General features: G+C 65.0%; 21 protein-coding genes. 10 read left to right on the top strand and 11 right to left on the bottom strand.

All coding sequences use genetic code 11. The features are described from left to right. The 3 genes from ACIP1U_RS31760 to ACIP1U_RS31750 form a co-directional block, all read left to right on the top strand. On the top strand, positions 1-556 hold a 556-nt coding region (locus ACIP1U_RS31760; RefSeq protein ID WP_400323652.1), incomplete at its 5' end, for a hypothetical protein. Beyond that, positions 535-2,331, top strand: a complete 1,797-nt coding sequence (locus ACIP1U_RS31755; RefSeq protein ID WP_400323649.1) for a hypothetical protein — start codon at positions 535-537, stop codon at positions 2,329-2,331. The genes ACIP1U_RS31760 and ACIP1U_RS31755, both read left to right, overlap by 22 nt. Then, positions 2,328-3,614 (top strand): hypothetical protein, encoded by a 1,287-nt coding sequence (locus ACIP1U_RS31750; protein WP_400323646.1) that lies wholly within the window; start codon positions 2,328-2,330, stop codon positions 3,612-3,614. The genes ACIP1U_RS31755 and ACIP1U_RS31750 overlap by 4 nt, the downstream gene beginning before the upstream one ends. Positions 3,615-3,715: 101 nt before the next feature. On the opposite strand, the gene ACIP1U_RS31745 is transcribed toward ACIP1U_RS31750, so the two are convergent. Together ACIP1U_RS31745 and ACIP1U_RS31740 are read right to left on the bottom strand one after the other, a co-directional pair. Beyond that, positions 3,716-3,844, bottom strand: a complete 129-nt coding sequence (locus tag ACIP1U_RS31745) for a hypothetical protein (RefSeq protein WP_400323643.1) — start codon at positions 3,842-3,844, stop codon at positions 3,716-3,718. A gap of 185 nt (positions 3,845-4,029) precedes the next feature. Continuing rightward, the gene (locus tag ACIP1U_RS31740) at positions 4,030-4,689 is read right to left on the bottom strand and encodes a methyltransferase family protein (RefSeq protein WP_400323640.1); all 660 of its coding nucleotides are present in this window, start codon (positions 4,687-4,689) and stop codon (positions 4,030-4,032) included. A gap of 157 nt (positions 4,690-4,846) precedes the next feature. Here ACIP1U_RS31740 and ACIP1U_RS31735 point away from each other — a divergent pair, with 157 nt between their 5' ends. Continuing rightward, positions 4,847-5,170 carry a nucleotide pyrophosphohydrolase gene (locus tag ACIP1U_RS31735; protein WP_400323655.1) on the top strand — a complete coding sequence of 108 codons (324 nt, stop codon included), beginning with the start codon at positions 4,847-4,849 and terminating at the stop codon, positions 5,168-5,170. A gap of 69 nt (positions 5,171-5,239) precedes the next feature. On the opposite strand, the gene ACIP1U_RS31730 is transcribed toward ACIP1U_RS31735, so the two are convergent. Beyond that, complete coding sequence (locus ACIP1U_RS31730) at positions 5,240-6,112, bottom strand: hypothetical protein (protein WP_400323637.1); 873 nt, start codon at positions 6,110-6,112, stop codon at positions 5,240-5,242. Between the two features lie 514 nt (positions 6,113-6,626). Between ACIP1U_RS31730 and ACIP1U_RS31725 the strand changes: the two genes are divergently transcribed. After that, positions 6,627-7,136, top strand: coding sequence for a lecithin retinol acyltransferase family protein (locus tag ACIP1U_RS31725; protein ID WP_400323634.1), 510 nt, complete (start codon positions 6,627-6,629; stop codon positions 7,134-7,136). 20 nt (positions 7,137-7,156) lie between these two features. On the opposite strand, the gene ACIP1U_RS31720 is transcribed toward ACIP1U_RS31725, so the two are convergent. Both ACIP1U_RS31720 and ACIP1U_RS31715 read right to left on the bottom strand, forming a co-directional pair. Further along, positions 7,157-8,284 (bottom strand): hypothetical protein, encoded by a 1,128-nt coding sequence (locus ACIP1U_RS31720; protein ID WP_400323631.1) that lies wholly within the window; start codon positions 8,282-8,284, stop codon positions 7,157-7,159. A 139-nt stretch (positions 8,285-8,423) separates the two neighbouring features. Beyond that, a complete protein-coding gene (locus ACIP1U_RS31715; protein WP_400323628.1) occupies positions 8,424-9,311 on the bottom strand; it encodes a class I SAM-dependent methyltransferase in 888 nt (295 codons plus the stop codon). Between the two features lie 74 nt (positions 9,312-9,385). Here ACIP1U_RS31715 and ACIP1U_RS31710 point away from each other — a divergent pair, with 74 nt between their 5' ends. Continuing rightward, entirely contained in the window at positions 9,386-9,817 is a 432-nt protein-coding gene (locus ACIP1U_RS31710; protein WP_400323625.1) for a helix-turn-helix domain-containing protein, read from the top strand. 400 nt (positions 9,818-10,217) lie between these two features. Here the strand turns inward: ACIP1U_RS31710 and ACIP1U_RS31705 are convergent, their stop codons facing one another. The 5 genes from ACIP1U_RS31705 to ACIP1U_RS31685 form a co-directional block, all read right to left on the bottom strand. Further along, positions 10,218-11,411, bottom strand: a complete 1,194-nt coding sequence (locus ACIP1U_RS31705; protein ID WP_400323622.1) for a DUF3322 domain-containing protein — start codon at positions 11,409-11,411, stop codon at positions 10,218-10,220. Then, positions 11,408-14,782, bottom strand: a complete 3,375-nt coding sequence (locus ACIP1U_RS31700; RefSeq protein ID WP_400323619.1) for an ATP-binding protein — start codon at positions 14,780-14,782, stop codon at positions 11,408-11,410. The genes ACIP1U_RS31705 and ACIP1U_RS31700 overlap by 4 nt, the downstream gene beginning before the upstream one ends. Continuing rightward, on the bottom strand, positions 14,775-15,455 hold the full coding sequence (locus tag ACIP1U_RS31695) for a DUF4194 domain-containing protein (RefSeq protein WP_400323616.1): 681 nt from the start codon (positions 15,453-15,455) through the stop codon (positions 14,775-14,777). Before ACIP1U_RS31695 ends, ACIP1U_RS31700 begins: the two co-directional genes overlap by 8 nt. Before the next feature lie 2 nt (positions 15,456-15,457). Beyond that, positions 15,458-16,912, bottom strand: coding sequence for a DUF3375 domain-containing protein (locus ACIP1U_RS31690; RefSeq protein ID WP_400323613.1), 1,455 nt, complete (start codon positions 16,910-16,912; stop codon positions 15,458-15,460). Between the two features lie 136 nt (positions 16,913-17,048). Next, positions 17,049-18,848, bottom strand: a complete 1,800-nt coding sequence (locus ACIP1U_RS31685) for a methyl-accepting chemotaxis protein (protein ID WP_400323610.1) — start codon at positions 18,846-18,848, stop codon at positions 17,049-17,051. A 278-nt stretch (positions 18,849-19,126) separates the two neighbouring features. Between ACIP1U_RS31685 and ACIP1U_RS31680 the strand changes: the two genes are divergently transcribed. Continuing rightward, on the top strand, positions 19,127-20,329 hold the full coding sequence (locus ACIP1U_RS31680; RefSeq protein ID WP_400323607.1) for a DUF4382 domain-containing protein: 1,203 nt from the start codon (positions 19,127-19,129) through the stop codon (positions 20,327-20,329). A gap of 160 nt (positions 20,330-20,489) precedes the next feature. Continuing rightward, positions 20,490-21,380, top strand: a complete 891-nt coding sequence (locus tag ACIP1U_RS31675) for a DUF72 domain-containing protein (protein WP_400323604.1) — start codon at positions 20,490-20,492, stop codon at positions 21,378-21,380. Positions 21,381-21,419: 39 nt separating this feature from the next. On the opposite strand, the gene ACIP1U_RS31670 is transcribed toward ACIP1U_RS31675, so the two are convergent. After that, the gene (locus tag ACIP1U_RS31670; protein ID WP_400323601.1) at positions 21,420-22,472 is read right to left on the bottom strand and encodes an RNA-guided endonuclease InsQ/TnpB family protein; all 1,053 of its coding nucleotides are present in this window, start codon (positions 22,470-22,472) and stop codon (positions 21,420-21,422) included. 90 nt (positions 22,473-22,562) lie between these two features. Between ACIP1U_RS31670 and dbpA the strand changes: the two genes are divergently transcribed. Further along, on the top strand, positions 22,563-23,972 hold the full coding sequence (dbpA, locus tag ACIP1U_RS31665; protein WP_400323598.1) for an ATP-dependent RNA helicase DbpA: 1,410 nt from the start codon (positions 22,563-22,565) through the stop codon (positions 23,970-23,972). 157 nt (positions 23,973-24,129) lie between these two features. Then, positions 24,130-24,570: a CBS domain-containing protein gene (locus ACIP1U_RS31660; RefSeq protein WP_400323595.1), complete on the top strand. Its 441-nt coding sequence runs from the start codon at positions 24,130-24,132 to the stop codon at positions 24,568-24,570. Positions 24,571-24,714 lie beyond the last annotated feature (144 nt).

Raw genomic sequence — 24,714 nt, 5'->3', positions numbered from 1 at the left:
GCATAAGTATGCGCAGCGCCCGGAACTGGCGGGCATCGAGATGTGGGAGTACCAGGACCAGGTCATCCTTGATTTCCTGGACCGGCAGAAGGCCAGTTCGCAGCGCAATCATTATCCCAGCCTGTACGAGTTTGACCTGTCGTCAGAATTGCCAGGCAACGCACTACCACGGCAGATCTCGGACAGCAAGCATCGTCTGATGGCCTGGCACCCGGTGATCCGCGGCAAAGCCGGGCAACTCAGGATTGGCCATCTGTCCGATGTCCATGTCAACGTGCGCCAAAACGCGCTGGCAAAGTCGCCGGCCCATCTGCTGGAACTGCCCGGCGGCGCTGCCGCGCCTGGTACGCCGGACTCCCCGCCCGCTTCCCGCCTGTGCAACAGTTTCGCAGCGCTGCATGCTCTTGTGAAGCGCTTTGCGACAGGGGACAAGCAAACGCCCAAAGCCGATGCGCTGGTCATCACCGGGGACCTGTTGGACTTCAACCGCAACCTGGACCCCGGCGTCGTATCATCGAACGACATCGGCGAACAATGGAAGGCTTTCACGTCCTGAACAAGATCCGCGATGGCAGGCTTTACAAGCGCGGCATGGACGACATGCTCGTCTATTCGCTGCTGCGCCACGCCTGTCGCGACCTGAACCTGCCGGTGTTCCTGACCACCGGCAACCATGAGGCCTATCAGGTGCCCTATGGGATCTCGCCGCGACAGAACGCCTGGGTAATGGCAATGGGCGCATTGGAAACCACCGGCTCACTCAAGGGCCCTCACGGCAAGCGTCAGATCGAGCCAGGGATTCTGGCTACGGCCGCCGGCACCGTAAGTGCCTACAACGACTTCGATCGCGCCAGCGAGTTCGCTGAGGCGAAGGCCAACGGCGGCATTGCCGCCGATCACAACCTGACCATCTACGAGGCCTGCCTGGCTTATGGGCCGACCTACCCCCAGGTCCTCACCACCAAGAACTTTGCTGCCGACCATTACGACTGGTTCTTTACACTGTTCACCCCTCTCTCCGACTGGCGCCATCTCTATGGCGGGCAGTGCATGCTTGGCCTGGATTGGGGCGCGGAGGAGGAATACATCAATCTGGCGGGTTACTGGCCGCTACAGGCCGATAAGCAAGGCGCCGGCATCCTGCCGCGCGCCAAACAGGCCATCAGTGAGGCGCAGCGTATCCTGCTGGACTGGACCACCCGCCTGGCCAAAAGCAAGTACCAGGCGCAGACGCTGCTCTTCTCGCACTTTACCTTCGTCAACTATGACGCCAAGGTGGCATTCTCCGCGCCCGACCGCCAGATCGTACCCGCTGATTTCCGCTCAGAGAAAACCATGCCGGGCGAGAACAGCGGCGGCTGGAACTTCAACAACATGGGCACCTGCGAGCGCAACGTTCGCTGGTTCTTCGACAACTGTGCCAACCAGTCCCGCAACGGCGGCGTAGACGTGCATTTCAGCGGGCATTCGCATCGTGCCGGGGTTTACGCCACGGCGCGCAGTGGTGGTGCCGTGAAGATCGAGAGCGCCTTCGATCCGGGCCTGCAGCCCGGGCATGCGGCCAATGTCACTGAGACCGGCAAGACCAAGTTCGTGGTCAGCTCCTGCGGCGGACCGATTGGCGTGCAGAACCTGAACGACGAGCTGGGCGGCTGGACGCTCTCTCCGCCTTCGGGCACGCTCTACGATCCATCGGCCAAAGCCCCCTTTCTCCAGGTGGCCTATACCAAAGGCGGCGCGCAACCGCGGCTGGCGGTGGCGCTGGATTATATGCACATCAGCAAGATCGAGCGGGTGCTGCATTGGGAGCCGGCCAAGGGGAATCGCTTCTTCATGGTCGTCGGCCCGAAGACGCAACGGCTGGCATGCATTGCAGCGGTTCGGTTGTGGGGTTTTGGCAAGACCCCGAAACAGCCTGGCGGGGCCACATGGATTCCCTTCGACACCGTGCTCAAGTTCCGACACCTCGCTCGGGGGGCCGCCTATGAAAATCCGGCAGCGGCGCCGCAAAGCGGTATCTATGAGATGGCATTGCCAGCGGACAGGCAGGCTGAAATCGCTACGTTACAGGATCCACTTCTAGCGAAAACCACCCGCTGGTTCTGTGAGGTCAAGCTCCAGGCACCCAAGGGGCTTCCGGCGGATCATTTCAAGCTCGATTCGTGGTTCTTCCCGGTCGACTTCACCACGCGGAAGACTGGTATCGGGCCTATCCCAATGTTGTGCCGGCGGGTGGGCGAGCAAGGGGAAGTGCCGGACTGGAAATGGCTGAATACGACATTCAGAGAACGATATCCCGACCCGAAAATTGCTACTCACGTAGACAAATGAGCAACCGCCGCCAGTTCCTCGCCATGCTTGGCATGGCCAGCCTCACTATTTCCGGATGCACCAGAATGACTGCCAAGAACATCGAGGCCATGCCTCACGAGTACGCCTTGCTGATGGATCCTGCCAAGCGCCACGCGGCATTGGGCGATCAGCGATTGAAGATCAGCGGCGCCGACTTCGGCCTGGGTGGTACCGATTTCTATGACAAGGCGTGGGAGAACGTCCACTTCTATGACTGCATCTTTTATGGCGTCATCCACCTGTCCCGGATCCGCAACTGCGTCTTCGAGCACTGCCAGTTTCCGGGCTCGAACTTCCAGGCTCGTGCCATGGAGGATGTGCTGTTCGCGCGCAGCGACACGCTGGGCGGCGCCTATCTGATGGCGGCTGGCGGCAAGAACGTGCGCTTTGTCGAATGCGATTTTGGCGCAAAGAACCCAGACGTGAATCAATACGGAGCCATCTATTTCAGTGGGGATGTCTCATACGAGCGCTGCACCGGCCAGTACATGGATGTCAGTGGCGACAGTGTCGTTATCTATCGCGATTGCAAGTTCGGTCCGATTGATATCCAAAGCGGTAACGGAACGGGCGGAAAGAACATCCGCGCCACAATCCTGATCGAAAACTGCACATTCAAGGGAGATACTGACATGGCGGCGTCCAACCTCACCAGCTTGACCATCCGCAACAGCAAGTTCGATGTTCTTGAGATGCGCCGGTCCGACGTGCAGGGCGACGTGCTGATCGAGGGCGTGCAGGCGGGCGCCATGATCGGCATGCTCGACAATGCGCGCTCCATTACCATCCGCAACAGCCGGTTCCGGGGTATCAGCATCAGCCCGGAAGGATACGAGACGCGCTATCGCTCGCTTGATTGTCTAGTTGAACTTGAGAATCGCAGGAACCTGAAATCCGTTTTCCTGGAGAACATCGAATGTGGGCGGGATGATTGGGGAGTGAACGACGTCGTGGACAACAAGCTGACAAACATCTCCCGAGGCTGTCAGATCATGGGAGGGTATGACTCCACGGTCATCCGCCATTGCATCATCCCCAATGCTTCTCTCATGCTTGAATCTACCAATGTATTGATCGAGCACTACGAAGGCGAGAAGGCCAGCTTTGTCACCAGCAAGATTGGTTCGTTGACCCTGCGCAACACCGCCATTGTCAAAGCCATCGACTTCACCGGCGTCCGGGTACAGAAGCTCGACGCCAGCGGACTGGTGCGCTACACCGGCCAGCAGATCGTGACCAAGGACAGCAATATCCATCTTTGAGGTGGTTGGCGTGGGACGGCGTTTGATCAGGCACTTCCCGTTATTACGCAGATGCTCACATCTTCGCAGCCCAAGGAGGGCATTCCAGGAGGCAGTCGCCGCTAATAGCCCAGTTCGGCGACGACTTTTACGATGCCGAACTGCCGCGTGCGCGACAGGCGGCCTACGATCTGCTGCAGGCGGTGGGCGCCGGCGGTATATCCGTTAATGTTGACACCATGGTGGATCATGACATTGGCTACGCATCAATCGCGATTATCCGGTGCTCACCCAGGAAGAACGCAAGGCGCGGGCACGCGAGATGCCGGTGTCGCTGCACGGCATGACAATCGGTTTTTGATCAACACCGGCAATCGATTAACCACCGAACGACCGCAGCGTGCGCGGCCGTCGATATGACGACGAGGAGGCCTGCCTAGTACACCCCCGGCACCATCCGCCAGGTCCGCTCACAGTACGCCGCATACTCATCCCCAAACTGATCAAGCAACAGCGCCTCTTCCGCACGGATCCGCGCAATCAGCACAGGCACCATCGCCAGCGTCAGCACCACCCCTACACCTGAGCGGAATCCGAGTACCCATCCCAGCGAACTGATCACGAACCCAAGGTAGCTCGGATGCCGGATCACGCCGTAGATGCCGGTCGTCACCAGCGTATGCCCGGGCTGGATTGCCACCAGCCCGCTGAACCGGCGCCCGAGCACGAACACCGGCCACAAGCGCAGCACGCCGCCGGCGGCAAACAAGGCCACGCCGATCCAGCGCACGGTATCGCCATCCAGTGTCCAGAATCCGATGCGGTCGGTAAAGGCCGGCAGGTAAGCCGCAAGCAGCCCCAGCACGCCGAATGCGCCCAGCACCCAGCGGTTGCCGCGGTCTTCGCGCATGCCGCTGCTGACGTTGCCGCCGGAGAACAGCGCGGCCACGGCCAGTGCAAACAGCACGATGGTAAGTGCCACGCGCGCTGGATGCGCAAAGAAGGCGCCGATGCCGCCCCAGCCTGCGATTGCGATGGCCAGGTAGGCAACGGTGCCGGCGAGGGTGGCGAATGCCAGGCCGGGAGTCGGGCGCATGGGGACCTCCGCTGCGACGATCGATGCACCTGTGTAGCGTAAGCCAGGCATGGCGGGGCTGTCGAGCGGGCGTGGTCGTGCTTAAATTGCGGGTTTCGCCCCGCCGCCGATGTGCCGACATTGTGGGGTCACCATGAAACGCCAACGCCATCCCGCCATGCCACTGATCGATATCCAGAACCTGCAGCAAGCCGTTCATGACTTCGGCAAGCTCCGTAACTGGGGCAAGTACCACAGCCCCAAGAACCTGGCGATGGCGCTGAGCGTGGAGGTGGCCGAGCTGGTTGAGATCTTCCAGTGGCAGACCGAGGATCAGTCGCGCCAGATCATGTCGACGCACGAGCGCGATCACGTGGAGCAGGAGCTGGCTGACATCACCATCTACCTGACGCAACTGGTGACGGCGCTGGGCGTGGACCTTGACGCCGCGGTCCGCGCCAAGATGGAGATGAATGCCCGGAAGTATCCGTTGCCGGAGTAAGCGGGCGGGCTGGATGAACTGACAGCGGAAGCTCAAGCCTGGGAGGCATTGCGCGACGGCGGCCTGGCCTCATGAGCCGGGTGCTCCTGTCGCCATGATGCATAAAAACAGCACGGCATTCAGCATCGACAGCCCCCAGACCGTCAGCGCCATGGCCGACGCGTCGCGTAAGCGCACGCGCAGGCAGTGCGCGCCCGGCAGCCATTCTCCCCGCGTCCTGCGGGACCAGCAGCAAATACCCGCGCCGCACATGCCCAGCCACGCTAGCGTGCCAAGCGATTCCCATCCGGTTCGCCGCGGTGCCTGCGCGCGAGTCGGCGATGTACGCAGCGGTATGGAAGCCGGGGGCGGACGATCGATCGCGACACGGGTGAGGCGGTCTTCATCAATTTCCGACTCGGCTACGGTGCCAGGCGGCGGCTGCGGCGCGATGACCGGTGGAGCGGGCTGCGGTTGGCTCGCCCGCGCTAGCTGGGGCGCCATCTTTGGTGCCGCTTGCGGCTCGTTCTTCGCAATGTTGTACACAGGCGCCTCGGGCCCGTTGGGTTGCGGCGCGATGGGGCGAGGCGCTGGCTTGCGGCTGCTGTGCGGGCGCCAGCTGGCGAAGACGCTGTCCAGGCATGCCACCGACGTGCAGGCATCCCGGCGCCGTCGCCATGCGATGACGTCGTCCTGGCCGATTACCCCAGCGCGCAGCAGTCGCCGCTGCTGTGCATGAATGCGTTCGTGATTGCGATAGAGCATCGCGTAGTCGCAAATCAGGGTGGCGGCGCTTGGTTGCCGGTTTTCCCTGCATGGACTTCCTGAGGCGAACAGATCGTCGCAGCGGGCGGCTGGCTGACGCAGCGCGTTCTTGCAGCGGATATCCGACGCCTGCGCACCAGCGGTGAGCAGAAGGTTGATCGAGATGCAGGCGGCCAGATGGGCCGGAAGCCTTTTCATCCTGTCGCCCCGGGGGCATGCCGAGGGAGGCGGCGCAAGCGGGGCGTCGATGGGCTCCTATTCTGGGCCTCTGTGGCGGATGTTCGGTGCGGTCGCACACGGTAGGGCAGCGATGTGTCCCAGGCACTGGCGCACCACGGACTGCATCTGACCACATCGGCGCCATATTGGCCGCGCCTCGCTGCAGGCCCAATGGGTATTCATGGCCAGCGTGGCCGGTTGACCGCAGTGCGCTGCTCGCTATGGCTTCCTGCGCGCGCTTGCTCATTTGATCAAAAGATCCCCGGCGCTTGATCATTTCATGAAGCCGACCGCTCCGGATGCGGCGGCGTACAGGCCGCGCCGAGCCGGTTTTGTCTCCCGGCGTTCGCATCCGGAAGCTCCACGCGTTCCCGGCTGCACCTGGTTCGCTGCCGTGCCGCCACTGGCATGCCTCATGCAGTTACCGGGCATGGCCGCCGGTAGCGGCCCGGCAACAGGGGAGACGGAAATGAGGCTCTGCAGCACAACAGGGATGGCGACGGCACGGTCTGCTTGCTACCTGCCGGCCGAAGCCTCACTGTCTCCGCCGTTGCCGTTCGTTGCTGACATCGAACCGCCGCTCGGCGCGCACCTTGTGACGCCGCGCCACGGTTACGCCCACCACGGTATCTACGTCGGCGATGGCAAGGTAGTCCACTACGCTGGCTATTGCCACCGTCAGCAGCGCGGCCCGGTGGAGGAACTGAGCCTGGATGCGTTCGCTGCCGGGCGCGGCATTACGGTGCTGGCCACGCCGATGGCGCGCTACGGTGTCGTCGAGTCCGTCAGGCGGGCGCGCTCGCGCCTGGGCGAAGACCGTTACCGGCTGCTGACCAACAACTGCGAGCACTTCTGCACGTGGTGCCTCTATGGCGAAAGCCGCAGCGAGCAGGTGCGGCACTGCATGATGCATCCGCACAGTGGCCTGCGGCTGGTGGCGAACCTGCTGGCCTGCTGGTGGAAGACGTCGGCCAGGCCGGCGTGGGACGGTGTCCCGGCCTGAGTGCAAGGCTACGGCTGGGATTACGCCAGGATCCAGAACAGTACGATGCTGTTCACGGCGATCAGTCCCGCCGAAACCAGCACGATCCGCGTCGCCGCCCGCGCCCGTTCGCGCCGGCGCGCGGCATCCGGCAGCCATTCAACCCGCCTCCTCCGGCACCACCGGACTACGCACACGCCGCACAGGCTCAACCATGCCAGCGCGCCAAGTGGTTCCCATCTGCCTGGCAAGGATCCCTCAATGGGGTAGATGGGGGTCCATCGGGTGGCGGGGCCGGGGGGCGGCTGATTGGTCGCTACCGGGGAGTTGGGGCGCTCTGGGGCTTCTTTTTCGGCCACGGCCCGGTGCGGAGGCTGCGGCGTGGGCGGGGGGGGCGAATCCGGGAGCGGCCGGTCGATCGTGGCCGGAGCGATGGGGCGCTCCATAATTTTCCTGTCGGCCACAAGCTCAGGCGAACGCTGCGGCGGAGGTGGCGGGGCGGAATCCCGGAGCGGCTGGCTCTTCGCGACGGCGGAGACGGGTTGTCCCCGGCTTTCCACAGGCACCACGGCCTCAGGCGACGGCTGCGGCGTGGCTGGAGGAGCGGCCCGCGTCGTGGCCGGCTGCGTGTTGTCCCGCTGCTTTTTCTCCTGCGGCTTCTCCTGCGGCACCGTTTTCACGACAGGCGGAGGCCGTACCTCAGCCGTCTGCCTTGCAGCATCCGGCTTGCTCTTCCTGGCATCGCGCGCGGCCTTGCCGGGCACCGCCGGGGGCGACTCGGCCGCGGTGGGAATCGGCTTCTGGCTCTGGTACTCGCGCCAGTTGGCGATGACCCTGTCCAGGCACGGCACCGACGTGCAGGAATCCCGGAGCCTTCGCCATGCGGCGATATCGTCCGGCCCAATCTCCCCGGTGCGCAAGAGCCGCAACTGCTCGGCGTAGACGCCTTCATACTTGCCGCGGAGCATGGTGTAGTCGCAGATCAGGGCGGCGCCACTCGGCGGCTTGTCCGCATGCCTGCACGTGTTCCCTGCGGCCGACTGGTCGTCGCAGCGGGTGGCCTGCGGACCCAGCGCATGATTGCAGGCGATATCCGAAGCCTGCGCACCGCTTGTGAGCAGAAGGCTGAACGCGATGCAGGCGGCCAGTCGGCCAGGGAGCCTTGCCATGCAATTACCCCGCGGTAGCGGGATGCGGTGCGCGATGGCGCCGAAGGGTTCCTATTCTCGGCCTGTGCAACGGATGATCCGTGCGTTAGCGCACGGAACACAAGCATTCCTGATGGTGGAGCGCGGCGAGACCTCGGCGTCAGCCATGACAGCCTGTCTCCTCTGCCTTTGAGCCGGCAGGCGCTCGCGCGGTAATCATCCAGCAGGCAGCGGTGAGGTGCACGGTCTGGCCATGCACATAAGGCCTGAAGGCGTTGCCGACGACTTCGACAACCCGGGCACGCGTGCCTGCGTCTGCGTCCCGCAGCGCCAGGCCAACGGGGCCCAGGCTCGTGAAATAGTCTTCCAGCGCGTGCGCCGGCAGCGCGCATGGCACGTCGATCGGTGTGATATCGATGGCGGTCCAGCCACTGTCCTCGAGCATTGTCCGCACAAACTGACGATCGCCGAACGCAAACTGACCAGGCGCGCCCGGCTGGCGCGGCGGCAGGTTCGGCAACAGCGGCGCCGCGGCGCGCTCGGCGGTGGTCATGAACGGGTTTTCCGCGGCGCTGCGCCAGGCGATGCAACGCAATGCGGCGCCCGCCTTTGCAGCACGCCGCAGGTTGGCAAATGCGGCGACGGGGTCGGTGAAGAACATCACGCCAAGGCGCGACACGATGGTGTCGAAGCTGCCCGGTGCGAAGCTATGGGTTTGCGCATCCGCCTGGACGAAGGCGGCCGGCACGCCTTGGCGTTGCGCGCGCGACCGCGCCGCATCCACCAGCGGGCCGGAGATGTCGATGCCCACGCAATGCCCGCCGGCACCGATCCGCCGGGCCAGCGCCAGCGTCGTCGCGCCCGCTCCGCATCCGACGTCGAGCACGCGCTGCGCCGTGCCGGCATCGACCGCGCCGACGAGCAGCGCTTCCAGCCGCTGGAGCATCTGGTCGAGCAGCGCCTGCTGCGCGACCCAGGCCTGGCCGGACGGGCCGTTCCACAGCGCGGCCTGCTCGCCGCCACTGCTCGTTGCTTGCTTGTCACCCATGGTTGAGTCCTCCTGCGCGCCATCACGGCGTCGAAGCTACACTGTGCCAGTTCAAGCCAACTTGAGGTCAAGCGGTGAAAAGCCTGGATATCGCCGAAGTGGCGCAGCAGGCGGGCGTGCCTGTGTCGACGCTGCGTTTCTATGAGGAAAAGGGCCTGATCGTCCCGATCGGCCGGCGCGGCATGCGCCGCGTGTACGACGCCGGCGTGCTCGAACGGCTGGCGCTGATCGCGCTGGGGCGTGCGGCGGGTTTCTCGCTGGATGACATCGCCCGGATGTTCGCGCCGGAGGGCGGGCCGAAGATCGACCGGAGGTTGCTCGCCGCCAAGGCGGATGAACTGGACCGGACCATCCGCAAGCTGACGGCGATGCGAGATGGCTTGCAGCACGCGGCCGTGTGCCCGGCGCCGAGCCATATGGAATGCCCGACGTTCCGGCGGATTCTGGACGCGGCGGCATCCGGGGCGATTGGGGGCAGGAAAAGGGCAAGGGTTGCCTCGAAGTGAGGGGCGTCGCTTGGGAAGCGTGGCGCTACCTAGGAACGATTGCCAGGAAAGTGGACCCTACTCTGTCATTCCCGCGGAGGGGCAGTGTCCAACCAGTGTCCCGCGGAGCACTCCGTAGCCGGGCGGCGAGAGCCGCACCTCCCGTCTTTTCCATGCTGCGGGTTTTGAGTACCGGCTCCGATAGCTTTCTCAGGCATCCCACGCTTGATCCAGTCCTAGTACTCCAGCAGGCTGTGGCTGTCGATAGCCCAAACCACTACGCCCGCATTTAACGCTGCTATGACTAGGTCTTGATTAATGCGCCGGCCGGCGGCATCGGTGCGGCAGTCCACGGAGGCCGGGCAGCAGATCGCTCCCCGCCCCTACGCCGCCAAACGGCAGAGGGAAAAACCCGCGGTGCTCAATCCCGCGCGACGCTCCCCACAGCTACGCGAACCCACTCGAACCCGATACGCTCCTGCTCCAGCCTCAGGTTCTTGCGGATGCGGTTATCCCGCAGGTCGTCATAAAGCGCCTGCTCCGCGGCATTCAGCCCTGGCAGATCCCGCAACATCTGGCTGTCCTCCACGCCCCATTGCGCCTCGAACGCCATCAACGTCTTGCGGTCCATCAGCAGCGATTCGGCGTGCCCGAACACGGCGCGCAACTGGCTGAGCATGGCAAAGCCGTGGGTGTCGATGTCGCCCCAGTAGTAAAGCCTGCAATCCGATAGCCAGCGCGCGCCGGCGAGGAGGCTGAAGCCATAGCCCGCGCCAAAGATCACCAGGCTGTCGGTCACCTCAGGGAAGGCCAGAAAGTTGGTCTCGTTCTCCGTGATGAACACGCACGAGACGCCGGGCGCCAGCGCCGCAAAGCTGTCTGCGTCCAGCGTGACATCATGCGTCGGCGCGTTGCCAGGCAGCGTGCGGTTGTTGCGGTCGAGGATGCGGAATCGAATGCGCAGTGGCTTGTCGAGAAAGCCATAGCGCGCGGAGAACTGGTGGATGCCGGAGTACTCCGAAGCGATGGCGCCAGGCGGCAGCGACAGGTCCAGCAGCTCGGCCAGCACGCCGCGATGCGCCTCGATGAATTTGGTATGCACGCCCGGCAGATCGACCTGGCGCAGATATACGCCAGGCCTCGGGCGCTGCCGCAGCCAGCCGACGATGGCAAGCAGCCTGCCCCAGGCGTCGTGGAGTTCCAGCGCGCGCAGGGGCCGCTGCATCAGCCAGGGTAGCAGCAGCGGCTGCGTCGCGCGCGTGGCCGCGGCGATGGCGCTAAAGCGCTCGACCTCGCGGCGCTTGCCCAGGAGCGCGACGGCATCGTCCAGCGTATCGATCCATGCCGCGCACGGCATGGCATTGGCGCCAAACGTCCGATGGCGGAATTCGCGCATCTCCAGCCTGCAATACGGCAGTTGCCGCAACTCGCCAATCCAGGCGCGCGCCGCCTCGAAGCGCTCCGTCAGTTCGCCAGAGGACGGTGCGCGCAACGTCAGCCGCCTTGGAAACAGCCCCTCCTGCGGTTCCGAGCCGAGCAGCGCGCGCAGGATGTCGCCCTTGTCCCAGAGCCGCTGCACCTGGGCGCGCAGGTCGGCGGGGCGGCTCCAGTTCATGCGGTCATCCTGGCCTTCTCGGCGCGGTACTCGTCGATCGTCAGGTTGCGCACCTTGGAGGCGCGCCCTTCGTCGTTCTGCACGAAGGCGACGCTGGAGACGTAGGGCTCGATGATGTGGATCTTCTGCAGCGGCGTCACGATCAGCAGTTGCAGGTTGAGCTTGGCGAACAGCCGCAGGCCGTATTGTGCCGACTCGTCCGAGCCGCGCCCGAAGGCTTCGTCGATGACGACAAAGCGGAACGAGCGCGAGCGCACCGCGCCCCATTCCAGCCCGAACTGGTAGGCCAGGCTGGCGGCCAGGATGGTGTAGGCGAGCTTTTCTTTCTGGCCGCCTGACTTGCCGCCGGAGTCGGAGTAGTGCTCATGCTCGGCATTGTCTTCACGCCAGCGTTCGCTCGCGCCGAAGACGAACCAGTTGCGCACGTCGGTCACCTTGGCGGTCCAGCGCCGGTCCTGGTCGGTCAGGCCGGTGCGGCCGCGAAAGCGTTCGATGATGCGCTTGACCTGCAGGAACTTGGCTTCGGAGTACTGGCTGTCCTCGGAGCCGGTCAGCACGCCTTCGGTGCAGGCGCGCAACTCGGACTGGAAGTCGCGGATTTCCGCATCGGGGGTAACCTGCGCCTCCAGCCGGATGTAGCGCCCGGTGTTGTAGTCGATTTGCGTCAGCGATTCGTTGATGCGCTCCACGCGTTCGCGGATGGTCTGCTGTTCCTTGCCGAGCTGCGCGTTGAAGTTGGCGATCTCGTTGATGGTGTTGACGTTCAGCAGTTCCTTGAAGCGGGACTCGAAACGGGGCAGGTCGTCGGCGCGCAGCTTGTCGAGCATGCCGCGGTATTCAAAGCCGGCCGAGACGCTGGCATCGACCTCGCTGGTTTCCAGCTTGAATGCATCCTTGTAGGCGGACATCGCTTTCACGATGTTCTCGCTGAGGCGCGCTATCCGCTTGGCTTCGGCGTCGAGGCGTTCCTGGAGCGCGGTGCGCATATCGCGCTCGCGGCCGTCGCACGCTTCCACGGTCAGCGTGTGCTCGCCCAGTATCTCCGCGCGCAGCGCATCGATGGTCCCGCCCGGCACGGCTTGCGCCAGGTCGGCGCAGGCGTCCAGCGTTGCCTGGGTTTCGTCGCGCAATGCCAGCGCGTCGCTCTTGCGGCCCTCCGCCTTGGAGCGCTTGTCGCGGTGCTCGTCCAGCTGCTTTTCAGTGTCTTGCAGCGCGGCCTGGACCTCGGCCAGCCGGTCCGTCAGTTGCCTCAGCACATCGGAGGCGGATTCCAGCTGACGCTTCTCCTCGGCCAGCCGCGCGGCTTCGCGTGCCGGGGCCTGCCAGTCAAGCTCTTCGAAGTCGGCAAAGATGTCGAGCTGGGACAGGGCGGTAAGCTGGTCCCTGAGGGCGTCGCGCTCCTTCATCAGCGCGGACATCAGCGCAGCCAGCTTTGCCAGGCGGGTTTCCAGCGCGCGCGCATCCGCTTCCAGCGCTGCAATCTTGGCGGCATTGCTCCAGCCCAGCACGTAGCGGCTGCGATCGTCCAGGCGGTGCCGGTCGTCCTTCTCATGGCGCTCGCCAGGCATCTTGACCTGTCCCGCGCGCGTGACGGCGCGGGTTTCGCGGCGGAATTGCTCGTGCGTGGCGCAGCAGGCAACGTCGAAGCGCGCGGCGACTTCCCGTTCCAGCCATCCGTAGAACGGCGAGTCAGGCTTGATGGCGAGCTTGCGCGCGAGCGAGTCGCGGTGCAGCGCCGCGATGTCCGTCCTGGCGCCTTCGCGCACGCGGAAATAGACCAGGCGGCCTTTCAGGTGCGTACGGTCCACCCATGCCGATACCTCCGGATAGCGCGCATCGGGCACCAGCAGCGACAAGCCGAAGTTGTGCAGCAGGCGTTCGGCCGCGCCTTCCCAGTCGCGTTCATCGTCACGTACCTGCAGCAGTTCGCCGGCGAAGGGCATGTCGTCTTCGGACAGCGACAGCGCCTCGCACATGGCGCTGCGCATCGCGATCTGCGCCGCCGGGATATTGCTGCGGCGCGCTTTCAGGCTGCGGATTTCATCGCTCAGCGCGTCATGATCGAGTTTGTCCTGGTGGAACGCGACGTTGTGTTCGGTCAGATCGTTTTCCAACGCGGCCTGGCGGGACTTTGCTGCGTCGGCCAGCGCGGCAAAGCTCGCCTTCATGGCCAGGAAGGCCGGCTCGTCTTCCGCCGGCGTCTCGCCCACCGCGCGGACCAGCTCGCCATAGCGCTCCGCCCTGTGCCGGCGCCTGGCGCTTTCGTCGGCCTGCACGCGGATGTCTTCGGCGAGCCGGCCGAAGCGGTCGCCGCCGTTCTCGGCGATATTGCGGCGCAGTTCGGCCTCGTTGTTGCGCTGGGTGTCGCGGCGCTCCTGCAGGCGGCGCACGTGGCTGTCTTCGCGCTCCCATTCCTCGGTCTGGCCGGCAATGCGCTTGTCGAGCAGCGCCAGCTTGAGCTTTGCAAAATAGGGGCGCAGCGCCTCGCGGCAGGCACGCAGCTGCTCGGAGGCTGCGGCCACTTCGGCATGGCGCTCGCAATCGGCCACCAGCGGTGTCAGCATCGCCTCCTGCCGCTTGGCCTTGAGGACCGCCTCATGCGCGCGATCCAGGTCGTCGAAGTGCCCCAGCAAGGCCTCGATGCGTGGCGCGACGTCGAACGGCTCCAGCATGTGGCTGCGCACGAAATCAGTCAGGTTGCCGACGGACTTCATCGACACGGTCTGGTGGAACAGCTCCAGCGCCTGATCGTTCTCGATGCCGAAGCGCCGGCGGAACCAGGCACCATAGGGATTGAATGCGTCAAACAGCTCGGCCTTCAGCCCGCGCAGCTTCTTGCGCAGCGCGGCGATATCCGTACCGAAGTGGGCAAAGTCGCTGGCAATGGACAGTTCCTGTTCCGCGCCGACATAGAAGCGTGCCGGCTGGCCATGGGCGTCCTTCATCCAGAACACTTGCGCCAGCGTCACGGTCTGGTCGTATCCGGCGTTGTGGAAGACGCCAAGGATGACGGAGTAGCTGTTCTGGTCGCGCAGCGCCACGGGGCGTGCGGTACCGGTGACTTCGTTGCGCTCGGACTTGTAGTGCCCGAGCACATAGCTGCGCAGGGTGCGCTCGCGGCTTTCGGCACCGGCGGCCTTGTTGTAGGCGATGCGCTGGGCCGGCACCAGCAGCGTGGTCACGGCGTCGACCAGCGTTGACTTGCCTGAACCAATGTCGCCGGTCAGCAGGCCATTCCTGCCTTCCGGGCGGATGATCCAGACGCGCTTGTCGAAAGTGCCCCAGTTGAAGACCTCCAGCCGCGACAGGCGGAAGCCGGACAGCGTGTCGTCGTCGGTGAAGTCCAGGCTCAGGTTTTGCGGCTCATGCATCGGACGGCCCTCCATTGGGCGCGCCTGCCTGGCCGCTCAGCTGGATCTGGTAGGCAGCCAGGCGGGCATCGAATTCAGACAGCCATTGCGCATCGATAAAGGCCTTCAGGATGCGGCGTACTTCAAAGCCGGCCTGGTTGCCCGCGCGCGCGCCGGAGTCCGTCTTCAGCCGGCGCAGGAAGCCCAGCTCAACGATCTTGTTCACATGCAGTTCGATCTGGTCGATCAGCTTGGCCTCGTTGGTGCCGGCCGGCAGGAAAACGCGCAGCAGTTCGGTGATTTCATCAAGCGTCAGGACCAGCCGCGTGTCGCCGCCGGTGGCGTCGAACTCAGCGAGCTTCTTGCGCAACAGGGCCAGCGTCAGGCTCACCGGGAACGACAGCTGTCTGCGCGCGATCAGCCGTGGCGGGCGCCCTGCGCTGTCGTCGTCGCTATCCGGCTGCGAGCGCAGGAAGGCGTAGCCCTCGGCCTCATCGAGCACCAGTTCCAGCCCGAGCACTGCAACGTAGTCGCGCACCGTCGGCTGCAGGTTGAGCAGCGCATGCCACGCCGCGGCATCGGCGTCGCGGTAAAGGACGCCCTTCAGCAGCGGCACCACCAGCCCCGACAGGGCAAGGTCAGGCGTCGCTGAAGACGAGCCGGCTACGGCAACTTCATTCTGGTCTTGTGTCATGTTCAACGGACAAAAATAACTCTGGGCAGGCTGGCCTGCCTGACCACGGTGCCCGCCTCCGGGCTCTGCACCGTCCAGCTGACGGTGTCGGTCGCGTCTTCATCCACTACGGTGCGGAAGGTGTCGCCCGAGAGTTGCAGGTAGGCAACCAGTTCGGCCAGGCCATGCTGGAGCGGGCGCATGTCGCACAGCGCCTGCAGCGTGACCTGGGCGCGGCTTTGCAGCGCGTGGCGTACGTGTCCGGCCAGTTCTGCCTTGTCGATCACGACTTGCGAGAACAAGGCTTCGGCATCGACCTCGGCATCGCCGGCTTCGATGTCGCGCTCGGCAATGCGCGGCTTCAGGGCCGGCACGAACAACGGCCGCTCCATCGGCAGTTCGATATCGGCTGCGGTATCGTCCACAGCCATCACAAAGCCAGGCGGCGGCGCGTCGCGCACGGCCAGCGCGCGGGCCTCGATGCCGCGCAGGATATCCATGATGCGGCGGTTCTCCAGCCAGGCCTTGTCGTCGAGGAAGCGCCGCAGTTGTTGCGAGAGCTGGGCCACCGTGCGCTGGGTATGCTCGCCGGCCTCCAGCCAGTCGTAATGCACGCGGCGCAGGCGCGTGTCGGGCTTGAGTTCCGATACCGGCGGCAGTGCCAGCACATGCTCGAGCAGGGACGAAAGCTCTTCCTGGCGGCGGCTGCTCATCAGGAAATCCCAAAAGGCGCGGAAACTGCGGCCCTGGTCGGAATCGGCGATGGCATCGCGCTCGCCCATGATCTCTTCGAGCAGTGCGCCCCTTGAGCCTTCCCACAGCGCAATGCGCTCGCGCACGCGGCGGTCCAGCGCGCGGAAATTGTCTTCCACTTCGCGGAAGTCGGTCAGCAGTTCGCGCGCCAGCGAGACGAACTGCTGGAAGCGGTCCTTCAGCGCGGTGTCGTCCAGCAGTGACAGGTCGCCGCCTGCCACGCGCGCGATTTCCGCATCGAGCTCGTCGCGTCGCCGGTGCAGTTCCGCCATGCGCGCCTGCGGGTCGGTCTGCGTGCCTTCTTGCATCTGCTTGAGGAGGTCGAACAGCGTCAGCAGGCGCGACTCCGTGCCGACGAAGCTGCGTTCGGCCAGCGTGCCGAGCCACGCGATCGCCTTTTCGGTGGCCGGCGTCAGGTCGAACTGCGGCTCGTCCGAGCCCTGCCGGTAGAACTTGCGCAGCCAACCCTTCTCGTTGGCGGCCCAGTCGTTCAGGTAATCGAGTGCGGCTTTGGGAAAGGCATCCTGGCCAAGTCGTTCGCGCAGGGCAAATAACTCGTCCTCGAGCGCTTCGGCGAGGTCGGATTGCCCGATCGAACGACGATTGGGTTCGACGAATGCACGATGGAGGAACGCCGCGACCAGGCTGGCGTGGTCGGAGCGCAGCAGGCGCCAGGCGGGATGGCTCTGGCGCAGGCGCTCAAGGGTGTCGAAATCGAGGCTCACAGGGACAAGCCCGGCGCTTCGGCAGTGCGCGGGCAGGTTGGCAGGGTGAGCCCGGATTTTACGCCAGCGGATTTTACGCCACCGATACCCGGCGCGATGTGATGCGTGGATCGTGTGAGGTGGCTTTCGTGTTCTCCTACCCCAGCCTGAACTGCCCCACCGCACCCGCCAGGCTGCCCGCCTGGGTCTGCAATGCCGCCGCGGCAGCCGTCGACTGTTCCACCAGCGCCGCGTTCTGCTGGACCATCTCATCGAGCTGGCTGACCGCTTTATTCACCTCTTGAATGCCGCGCGTCTGTTCCATCGCAGCGTGAGTGATCTCGTTAATAATCCCGGTCACCTTCGACACGTTGCTGACGATCTCGTCCATGGTCTCGCCGGCGCGCCGGACCTGGCCCGAGCCAGAGGTGACACTGCCCACCGTGGACTCGATCAGCGTCTTGATCTCCTTGGCGGCCTGCGCACTGCGCTGGGCCAGCGCGCGCACTTCGCCGGCCACCACGGCAAAGCCCCGGCCCTGGTCGCCCGCACGCGCCGCTTCCACCGCGGCGTTCAGCGCCAGGATATTGGTCTGGAAGGCGATGCCTTCGATCACGCCGATGATGTCGGAGACCTTGACCGAGGCGTGCTCGATCCGGCCCATGGTAGCGATCACTTCGCCGATCACCACGCCACCGTCGGCGGCCACGCGCGACGCAGCGCTGACCGATTCGTTGGCGTGCTGCGCCGAGTTGGCCGACTGGCTGACGGTGGCGGTGATCTCTTCCATCGACGCCGCGGTCTGCTCCAGGCTGGCGGCGGCAGATTCGGTGCGGCGCGACAGGTCGATGTTGCCGGCGGCGATTTCATCGGACGCGGCGCGCACGGATTCGCTGGCGTCGCGGATCTGGCGCATGGTGGTGCAGAGCTTGTCGGCAAAGGTGTTGAAGGCGCGCGCGATCTGCGCGACTTCGTCGTTGCCGTGCGCGGGCAGGCGCTGGGTCAGGTCGCCGTCGCCGGAGCCGATGGCGTCCATGGCGTCGCGCACGGTCCCGAGGCCGCGCAGCGACAGGGTCGCCACGCCCCACACCACGATGGCGGCAACGCCCGCGATCAGCACCAGCGCGATCACCGAGGCGATCAGCACCGAGCGCATGCCGGCGGTGGCCTCGGCCTGGTCGAGCGCAACGATGACCATCCAGTCGGTGCCGGGGATGGCGCGCGCGCCGAGCAGCTTGGCGCTGCCGCCGACGTCGACCTGCAGCGGCGTTTTCGCGCCGGCGAGTGAACCGAGCTTGTCCGCGGTCAGCGCGGGAATGAGGTCGGTCACGGGCTTGAGCGTGAGCTTGTCGTCGGTATGCGCGACGATTTCGCCGGACTTGGCGACCAGCATGCCGAAGCTTGCCGGCGTGGGATGGATCGCCTTGACGTTGGCGACCACGGTGTCCATGGCGACGTCGCCCGAGACCACGGCCTTGACGCCGCCGTCGCGGACCACTGGCACGGCGAAGGCCACCACCAGCTTGCCGGTGCCGGCATCGACATAAGGCGGCGTGACCACCGGCTTGCCAGCCGCTGCGGCCTGCTTGTACCACGGCCTGCCGGTGGGGTCGTAGCCGGGCGGGATGCCTTCGGGCTTGGAAAACTTCGCGGTCTTGTCGGCATAGCCCACGTAGACGTTGGTAAAGCGGCCGGCATCGGCAATCTGCCTGAGCGCAGCGTCGGGTTCGGGCTGCAGCACGGCGTCCTGCAGCGAATGGATCATCTGGCTGTGCGACGCGACCCAGTCGACGATGGCGCTGGTGTGGCCGCTCTGCACGGCGGCCAGGCTGCTGTCGATGGCGTCTTCGTTATAGCGGCTGGCGACGAACTGGTTCAGTGCCGTATTGATGGCGAGCGCGGCCACGACAATGGCCACGCACAGGGCCATGATCCGGGCGCGGAGGGTAGTGAACATCTGGGGGAGTTCCTTCGTAGGGAATCGTTGGGGGCGTTTGTTTGTGGGATTTCCACCCCGCTGTATACGGAGCGCCCGCCGCCGACTTGAGGCGGCAATGCGAGATGTTTCGAATTTCGAAGGAGTTGACGACGCAACCCGCCAACTTGGCGCGTGATCAGGGCGTCATGCGGCGAATAAGGAGACCTTCTTTACAACGCTTTACAAAGGCTTACACCGGTTATGCGTTTCGCAACATATTCTCCGGTCAACCCCACAACAACAAGCGGAGAGACGCTGTGCCGAACCTTTCTCATACATCCACGCCGCTGCGCATCCTGGCGCTGAGCGGCGCCCTCGCGCTGGCCGCCTGCGGCGGCGGCGGTGGCGATGATGGTGGCGGCCAGGGGACGCTGAAGGTCTCGATGACCGATGCGCCCGCCTGCGGCTACGACAATGTTTTTGTGACCGTCAACAAGGTGCGCGTGCACAGCAACGCCAACGCCGATCCCGGCGCCGGCGGCTGGGTCGATATCGACGTGTTGCCCGCGCGCAAGATCGACCTGCTGTCGCTGACCAATGGCGTGCTGACCACGCTTGGCCAGACCGTGCTGCCGGCCGGCAACTACCAGCAGGTACGGCTGGTGCTCGACGCGAACCGCGGGAGCGGCTCCGGTGCGCTGGCCAACTCGGTGGTGCCTACGGGCGGCACCGAGCAGTCGCTGGATACGCCGAGCGCGGTGCAGTCCGGCATCAAGATCAACCGTCCGTTCACGGTCGCCTCCGGTACGCTGACCGACCTGGTGCTGGACTTCGATGCCTGCAAGTCGGTGGTGACGCGCGGCAACGGCACCTATGGCCTGAAGCCGGTGGTAACGGCGATCCCGATGGTGGTCAGCGGCGCGGTCACCGGCGTGGTGGCCTCGGCGCCGGGCGCGCGCGTCCATGCCGAGCGCAACGGCGTGGTGGTGAAGGCCACGGTGGCCGATGCCAACGGCAACTTCACGCTGTCGCCGATCGAGCAGAGCAGCACCGCCGGCGCGGTCGACGTGGTGGTGGTGCCGGGCGCCGCCAATGGCCGCGGCACGGGCATCGTGCGCAGCGTGCCGGTGGTGGCGGGCGGCAGCACGGCGATCTCGAATTCGGCCTCGCCGATGTCGCTGCCGACTTCCACGTATCGCCGCGTGTCTGGCACGGTTACGCCGGCTTCGGCCGAAGCGACGCTGCGCGCGCTGCAACTGGTCAACGGCGGCACCTTCGAGATCGCGGCGACCGCCGCGGTCACGGATACCGGTGCCTACAGCCTGTTCGCGACCGAGCCGGCGCTGCCGGTGGCCGCGCCGGTGATCGGCACCTACCAGGCCGCGCTGCCGATTCCGCTGCAACCGGACGGCGCCGCGGGCGGCAAGTACAGCGTGCAGGCCACCAGCACCAGCGGTACGGTGGTGACGCAGCAGGTCGATGTGAATACCGCGGACGTGATCCAGAACCTTTCGTTCTAAGCGGACCGGGTTAACAGCGGTTAACGGGGGACCAGCCGGAAACGGGCGCAAGCCTGTTTCCGGCTTCTTCGTTTCTGGCGCCCTGACCGGTTCGGCATGGCGCCCCGCTGGCCGCGGTTTCCCGTTAGACTTGGATTCTCGCGTCCAGGGAGATCGCGCCATGGCAGCACGCACCGCGGCCAAGTCCGCACCTACGCCAGCCGCTGAGCCGACAGCGGCGCGGCGCAAGTCCGGCGGCCTGTTCCGGGTCGGCATCGGCGGCTGGAATTTCGCACCATGGCGTGACAACTTCTATCCAGCCAGGCTGCCGCAATCGCGCGAGCTGGCCTACGCCAGCCGGCACCTCAGCGCGATCGAAATCAACAGCACCTACCACGGCACGCAAAAGCGATCGTCATTCATCAAATGGCGCGATGAAACGCCGGATGATTTCGTGTTCGCGGTGAAGGCGTCGCGCTTTGCCACCAACCGGCGCGTGCTGGCGGAATCGGCGGAATCGATCGAACGCTTTATCGACAGCGGCATTGCCGAGCTGGGCCCCAAGCTGGGTCCGCTGGTATGGCAGTTCGCGCCGACCAAGCAATTCGATGCGGAGGACTTCGAGGGTTTCCTGCAATTGCTGCCGGCCTCCGTGGAGGGCGTGAAGCTGCGTCACGTGCTCGAGGTGCGGCACGACAGCTTCATGTCGCCGGACTACCTGAAGCTCGCGCGCAAGTACAAGGCCGCCACGGTGTTCACCGATTCGCCGAAATTCCCGTCGATGGCGGACCTGACCGCGGATTTTGTCTACGCGCGCCTGATGGAAAGCAGCGAGACGCTGAAGACCGGCTATGGTCCCAAGGCGCTCGACGAATGGGCCGAACGCGCGCAGTCGTGGGCGCAGGGCGCGCAGCCGGCCGACCTGCCGGTGCTTGAAGACCGCAAGCCCGCTGCACGCAAGCGCGAGGTCTTTGTCTTCTTCATCAACGGCGCCAAGGAACGCGCGCCGGCCGCCGCGCAGGCGTTGCTGGAACGGCTGGGCTGGACGCCGCCCGCCGAGGCGGATGCCTGACGCCGGATCGCTATAATCCCGCTTGACGTCCTCCCCTGCCTAAAGGCAGGAGATTCCCACCGCTGGCGATGCACGTCCGCATCGGAGAATGTTCAGCGCAGCATTGGTATCACGGTCATGCACGACACCACAGCGACTACAGGTCCACTCTCTTATTCGCAGTCCCGCGATACCTTTCGGCCGCGTCGTGCTGTCTTTCGAACCGCACGCCGAACAGGACTGGGTAGAACCGCTTTCGTTCACTTCCTCAAACGTGGCCCCGTGCGCAATCGCTTTATAGCGGAGCTTGTCCCGGAAGGACGACCAGGACGCGTCGTAGACGCTTTTCGCCATCCTGGTCTTGGCGAGTTTCACAGCCGACACGTTGCCGACTGCGATGTAGTCGAAGCGCCGGACGAGATCGAGCGCGAGCTTGTGCTGGAAGTCGGCGCGGGCATTCGCCACCTTGGCATGCAGCTTGGCGATATGCCGCTTGTGCTTGCGCGCACGCTGCGCCTTGGCCAGTCTTTTGGCGGCATGCCGGCCAAACCGGTCATTGGGAAGCTTCTCGCCGGTCGAGAGCGTCGCGAAGTCCTTCAAGCCAAGGTCGATGCCGACGCCAGTTTGGATCGGGCGTGCCAGCACATCAGCAACCTCGATCACGATGTTGAGAAACCAGTTCCCGCGCGAATCCTGGGCAAAGTTAGTGCCATCCTTGATCTTGCCTGCAGGCAACGGGCGGCTGTTGAACACGCGGAAGGTATGCCCGGCAAAGCGAAACGCCTCGCCCGCCCGTTTCAGATCACGGCCCTTCAGGGGCACCCATCCAAGGCACTTCCTGCCGCGGTATCGCAGGTAAGGACGGCGATGCTGGCTGCGCGATTTCGCGTACTGCTCGCACGTCGCGTTGACCGTGCCGGAATGGATACCGAGTTCCTTGCTGCTGCCAGTGGTCAGCACGTTCAGATCGAACCCGCTCGGCCACCTCTTGCCCCACTTGAGCGCGTGCTTCTGCGTGTCATTGCAGAAGTTCCAGACGTAGTTCACCGCTCGGGCCTGGTTGTTGAGCAGGCCGTTGAGCGACTTCACCCGGTAGCGGTAGACACGAATCATGCCGCTCATTCTAACGTTGGAATGCCGCCTGCCGGCGGCACTCCTTTCACTCCCCGCCATGAATGGCGGGGTTTCTCGTAGCAAAGTCTGATGAACTCGACCCCCGACCAGCCGCAAGCCGGCCCCGCTTTTTCCACCCTCCCGCTGTCGCCCGCCATGCTCGCCACGCTGGCGCAGCTCGGCTATGACGAGATGACGCCGATCCAGGCGGCCAGCCTGCCGATCACGCTGGCCGGCCAGGACCTGGTCGCGCAGGCCAAGACCGGCAGCGGCAAAACCGCGGCGTTCGCGCTCGCGCTGTTGAACCGGCTCGATCCGCGCCGCTTCGACGTGCAGGCGATGGTGCTGTGCCCCACGCGCGAACTGGCCGACCAGGTCACTCAGGAAATCCGCCGCCTCGCGCGCGCTGAAGAGAACGTCAAAGTGCTGGCGCTGTGCGGCGGCTCGCCGATGCGCCCCCAGGTGGATAGTCTTATTCATGGCGCGCATATCGTAGTGGGCACGCCGGGCCGCATTCTTGATCATATCGATCGCGGCAGCCTGGACCTGGCGGCGATCGGCACGCTGGTGCTGGATGAAGCCGACCGCATGCTCGACATGGGCTTCTTCGACGATATCGCCTACATCGCCAGCCGCTGCCCGAAGGAGCGCCAGACGCTGCTGTTCTCGGCGACGTATCCCGCCGGCATCGACAAGCTCGCGCACCGCTTCCTGCGCAAGCCGCAGTCGCTGAAGCTGGAAGCCACGCACGACAACGCCACCATCCGCCAGCGCTTCTATGAAGTGGAAGAAGGCGAGCGCCTGGGCGCGGTGGGGCGGCTGCTCGACCATTTCCGCCCGGCCAGCACGCTGGCGTTCTGCAATACCAAGGCGCGCTGCCGCGAACTGGTGGAGCTGCTGCGCGCGCAGGGCTACCAGGCGCTGGCTTTGCATGGCGACCTGGAGCAGCGCGATCGCGACCAGGTGCTGGTGCAGTTTGCCAACCGCAGCTGCTCGGTGCTGGTTGCCACCGACGTGGCCGCGCGCGGGCTGGATATCGCGCAGCTGGAAGCGGTGATCAATGTCGAGATCACGCCCGACCCCGAGGTGCACGTGCACCGCATCGGCCGCACCGGCCGCGCCGACCAGGAGGGCTGGGCGTTCAGCCTGGTCAGCATGGATGAGATGGGACGCGTAGGCAACCTGGAACAGCACCACGGCGGCGAGTTCGAATGGCATGCGCTGGCGGAGCTGACGCCCGCGAGCAACGAGCGGCTGCTGCCGCCGATGGTGACGCTGCAGATGCTGGGCGGGCGCAAGGAAAAGATCCGCCCCGGCGATATCCTGGGCGCGCTGACCGGCGAGGCCGGATTTACCAAGGAGCAGATCGGCAAGATCAACGTGCTGGAGATGTCGACCTATATCGCGGTGGAACGCAGCATCGGCCGCGAGGCGGTGAAGCGGCTCAATGCCGGCAAGGTCAAGGGCAAGAAGGTGAAGGTGCGCCTGATGACCGAGTGAATGGAGCGCCGGCAGTAGTGGTTGCGCCACAACATTGCTTACAAAGATTCGCGTAAGTCACCCTGTAAGCCGGCGCATTCCTTTGCTACTCTGGTTTCATTGGCCGCAAGGCAGGTAGCGCCAGCCGCATGATTTCTCGACAGAAGAGGAGTTGGTGATGAAAACTGCACGCCAGGTTCTGGAATCCAAGCCGACTCAGGCCATCTACAGCATCCCGCCGACGGCGACGGTCTATGCCGCGCTGCAGCTGATGGCCGAGAAAGGGATCGGGGCCCTGCTGGTGATCGAGCACGGTGACATCATGGGCATCCTGAGCGAGCGCGACTATGCACGCAAGGTGATCCTGATGCAGCGCACCTCGCGCGAGACGCTGGTGCGCGACATCATGACCACCTCGGTGATCTACGTCAGCGCCGGCCAGAGCACCGACGAATGCATGGCGCTGATGACCAAGCACCGGCTGCGCCATCTGCCGGTGATGGAGAACGATGAACTGATCGGCATGCTGTCGATCGGTGACCTGGTGAAGGACATCATCTCCGAGCAGCAGTTCATCATCGAGCAGCTGGAGCATTACATTCATGGGGGTGGGCGTTAGGCATCTGCGTAAGGGCCGGTGGTGAATTGATGCGCCGGCCCTCTCCCCGGCCCCTACCCAGGAACCTGAGCTAACTCATTGTTTTTGCTGGCACGAGATTCAAGCCATGTTTGAGCGCGAGCTTGCGTAGCACGCGTTGTTCGG

Origin of the sequence: Cupriavidus sp. NPDC089707 (assembly GCF_044748965.1) — a bacterium.
Taxonomy (GTDB): domain Bacteria; phylum Pseudomonadota; class Gammaproteobacteria; order Burkholderiales; family Burkholderiaceae; genus Cupriavidus.
Note: the sequence above shows the minus strand (reverse complement) of the source record. Positions and strands in the feature narration are given on the sequence as shown.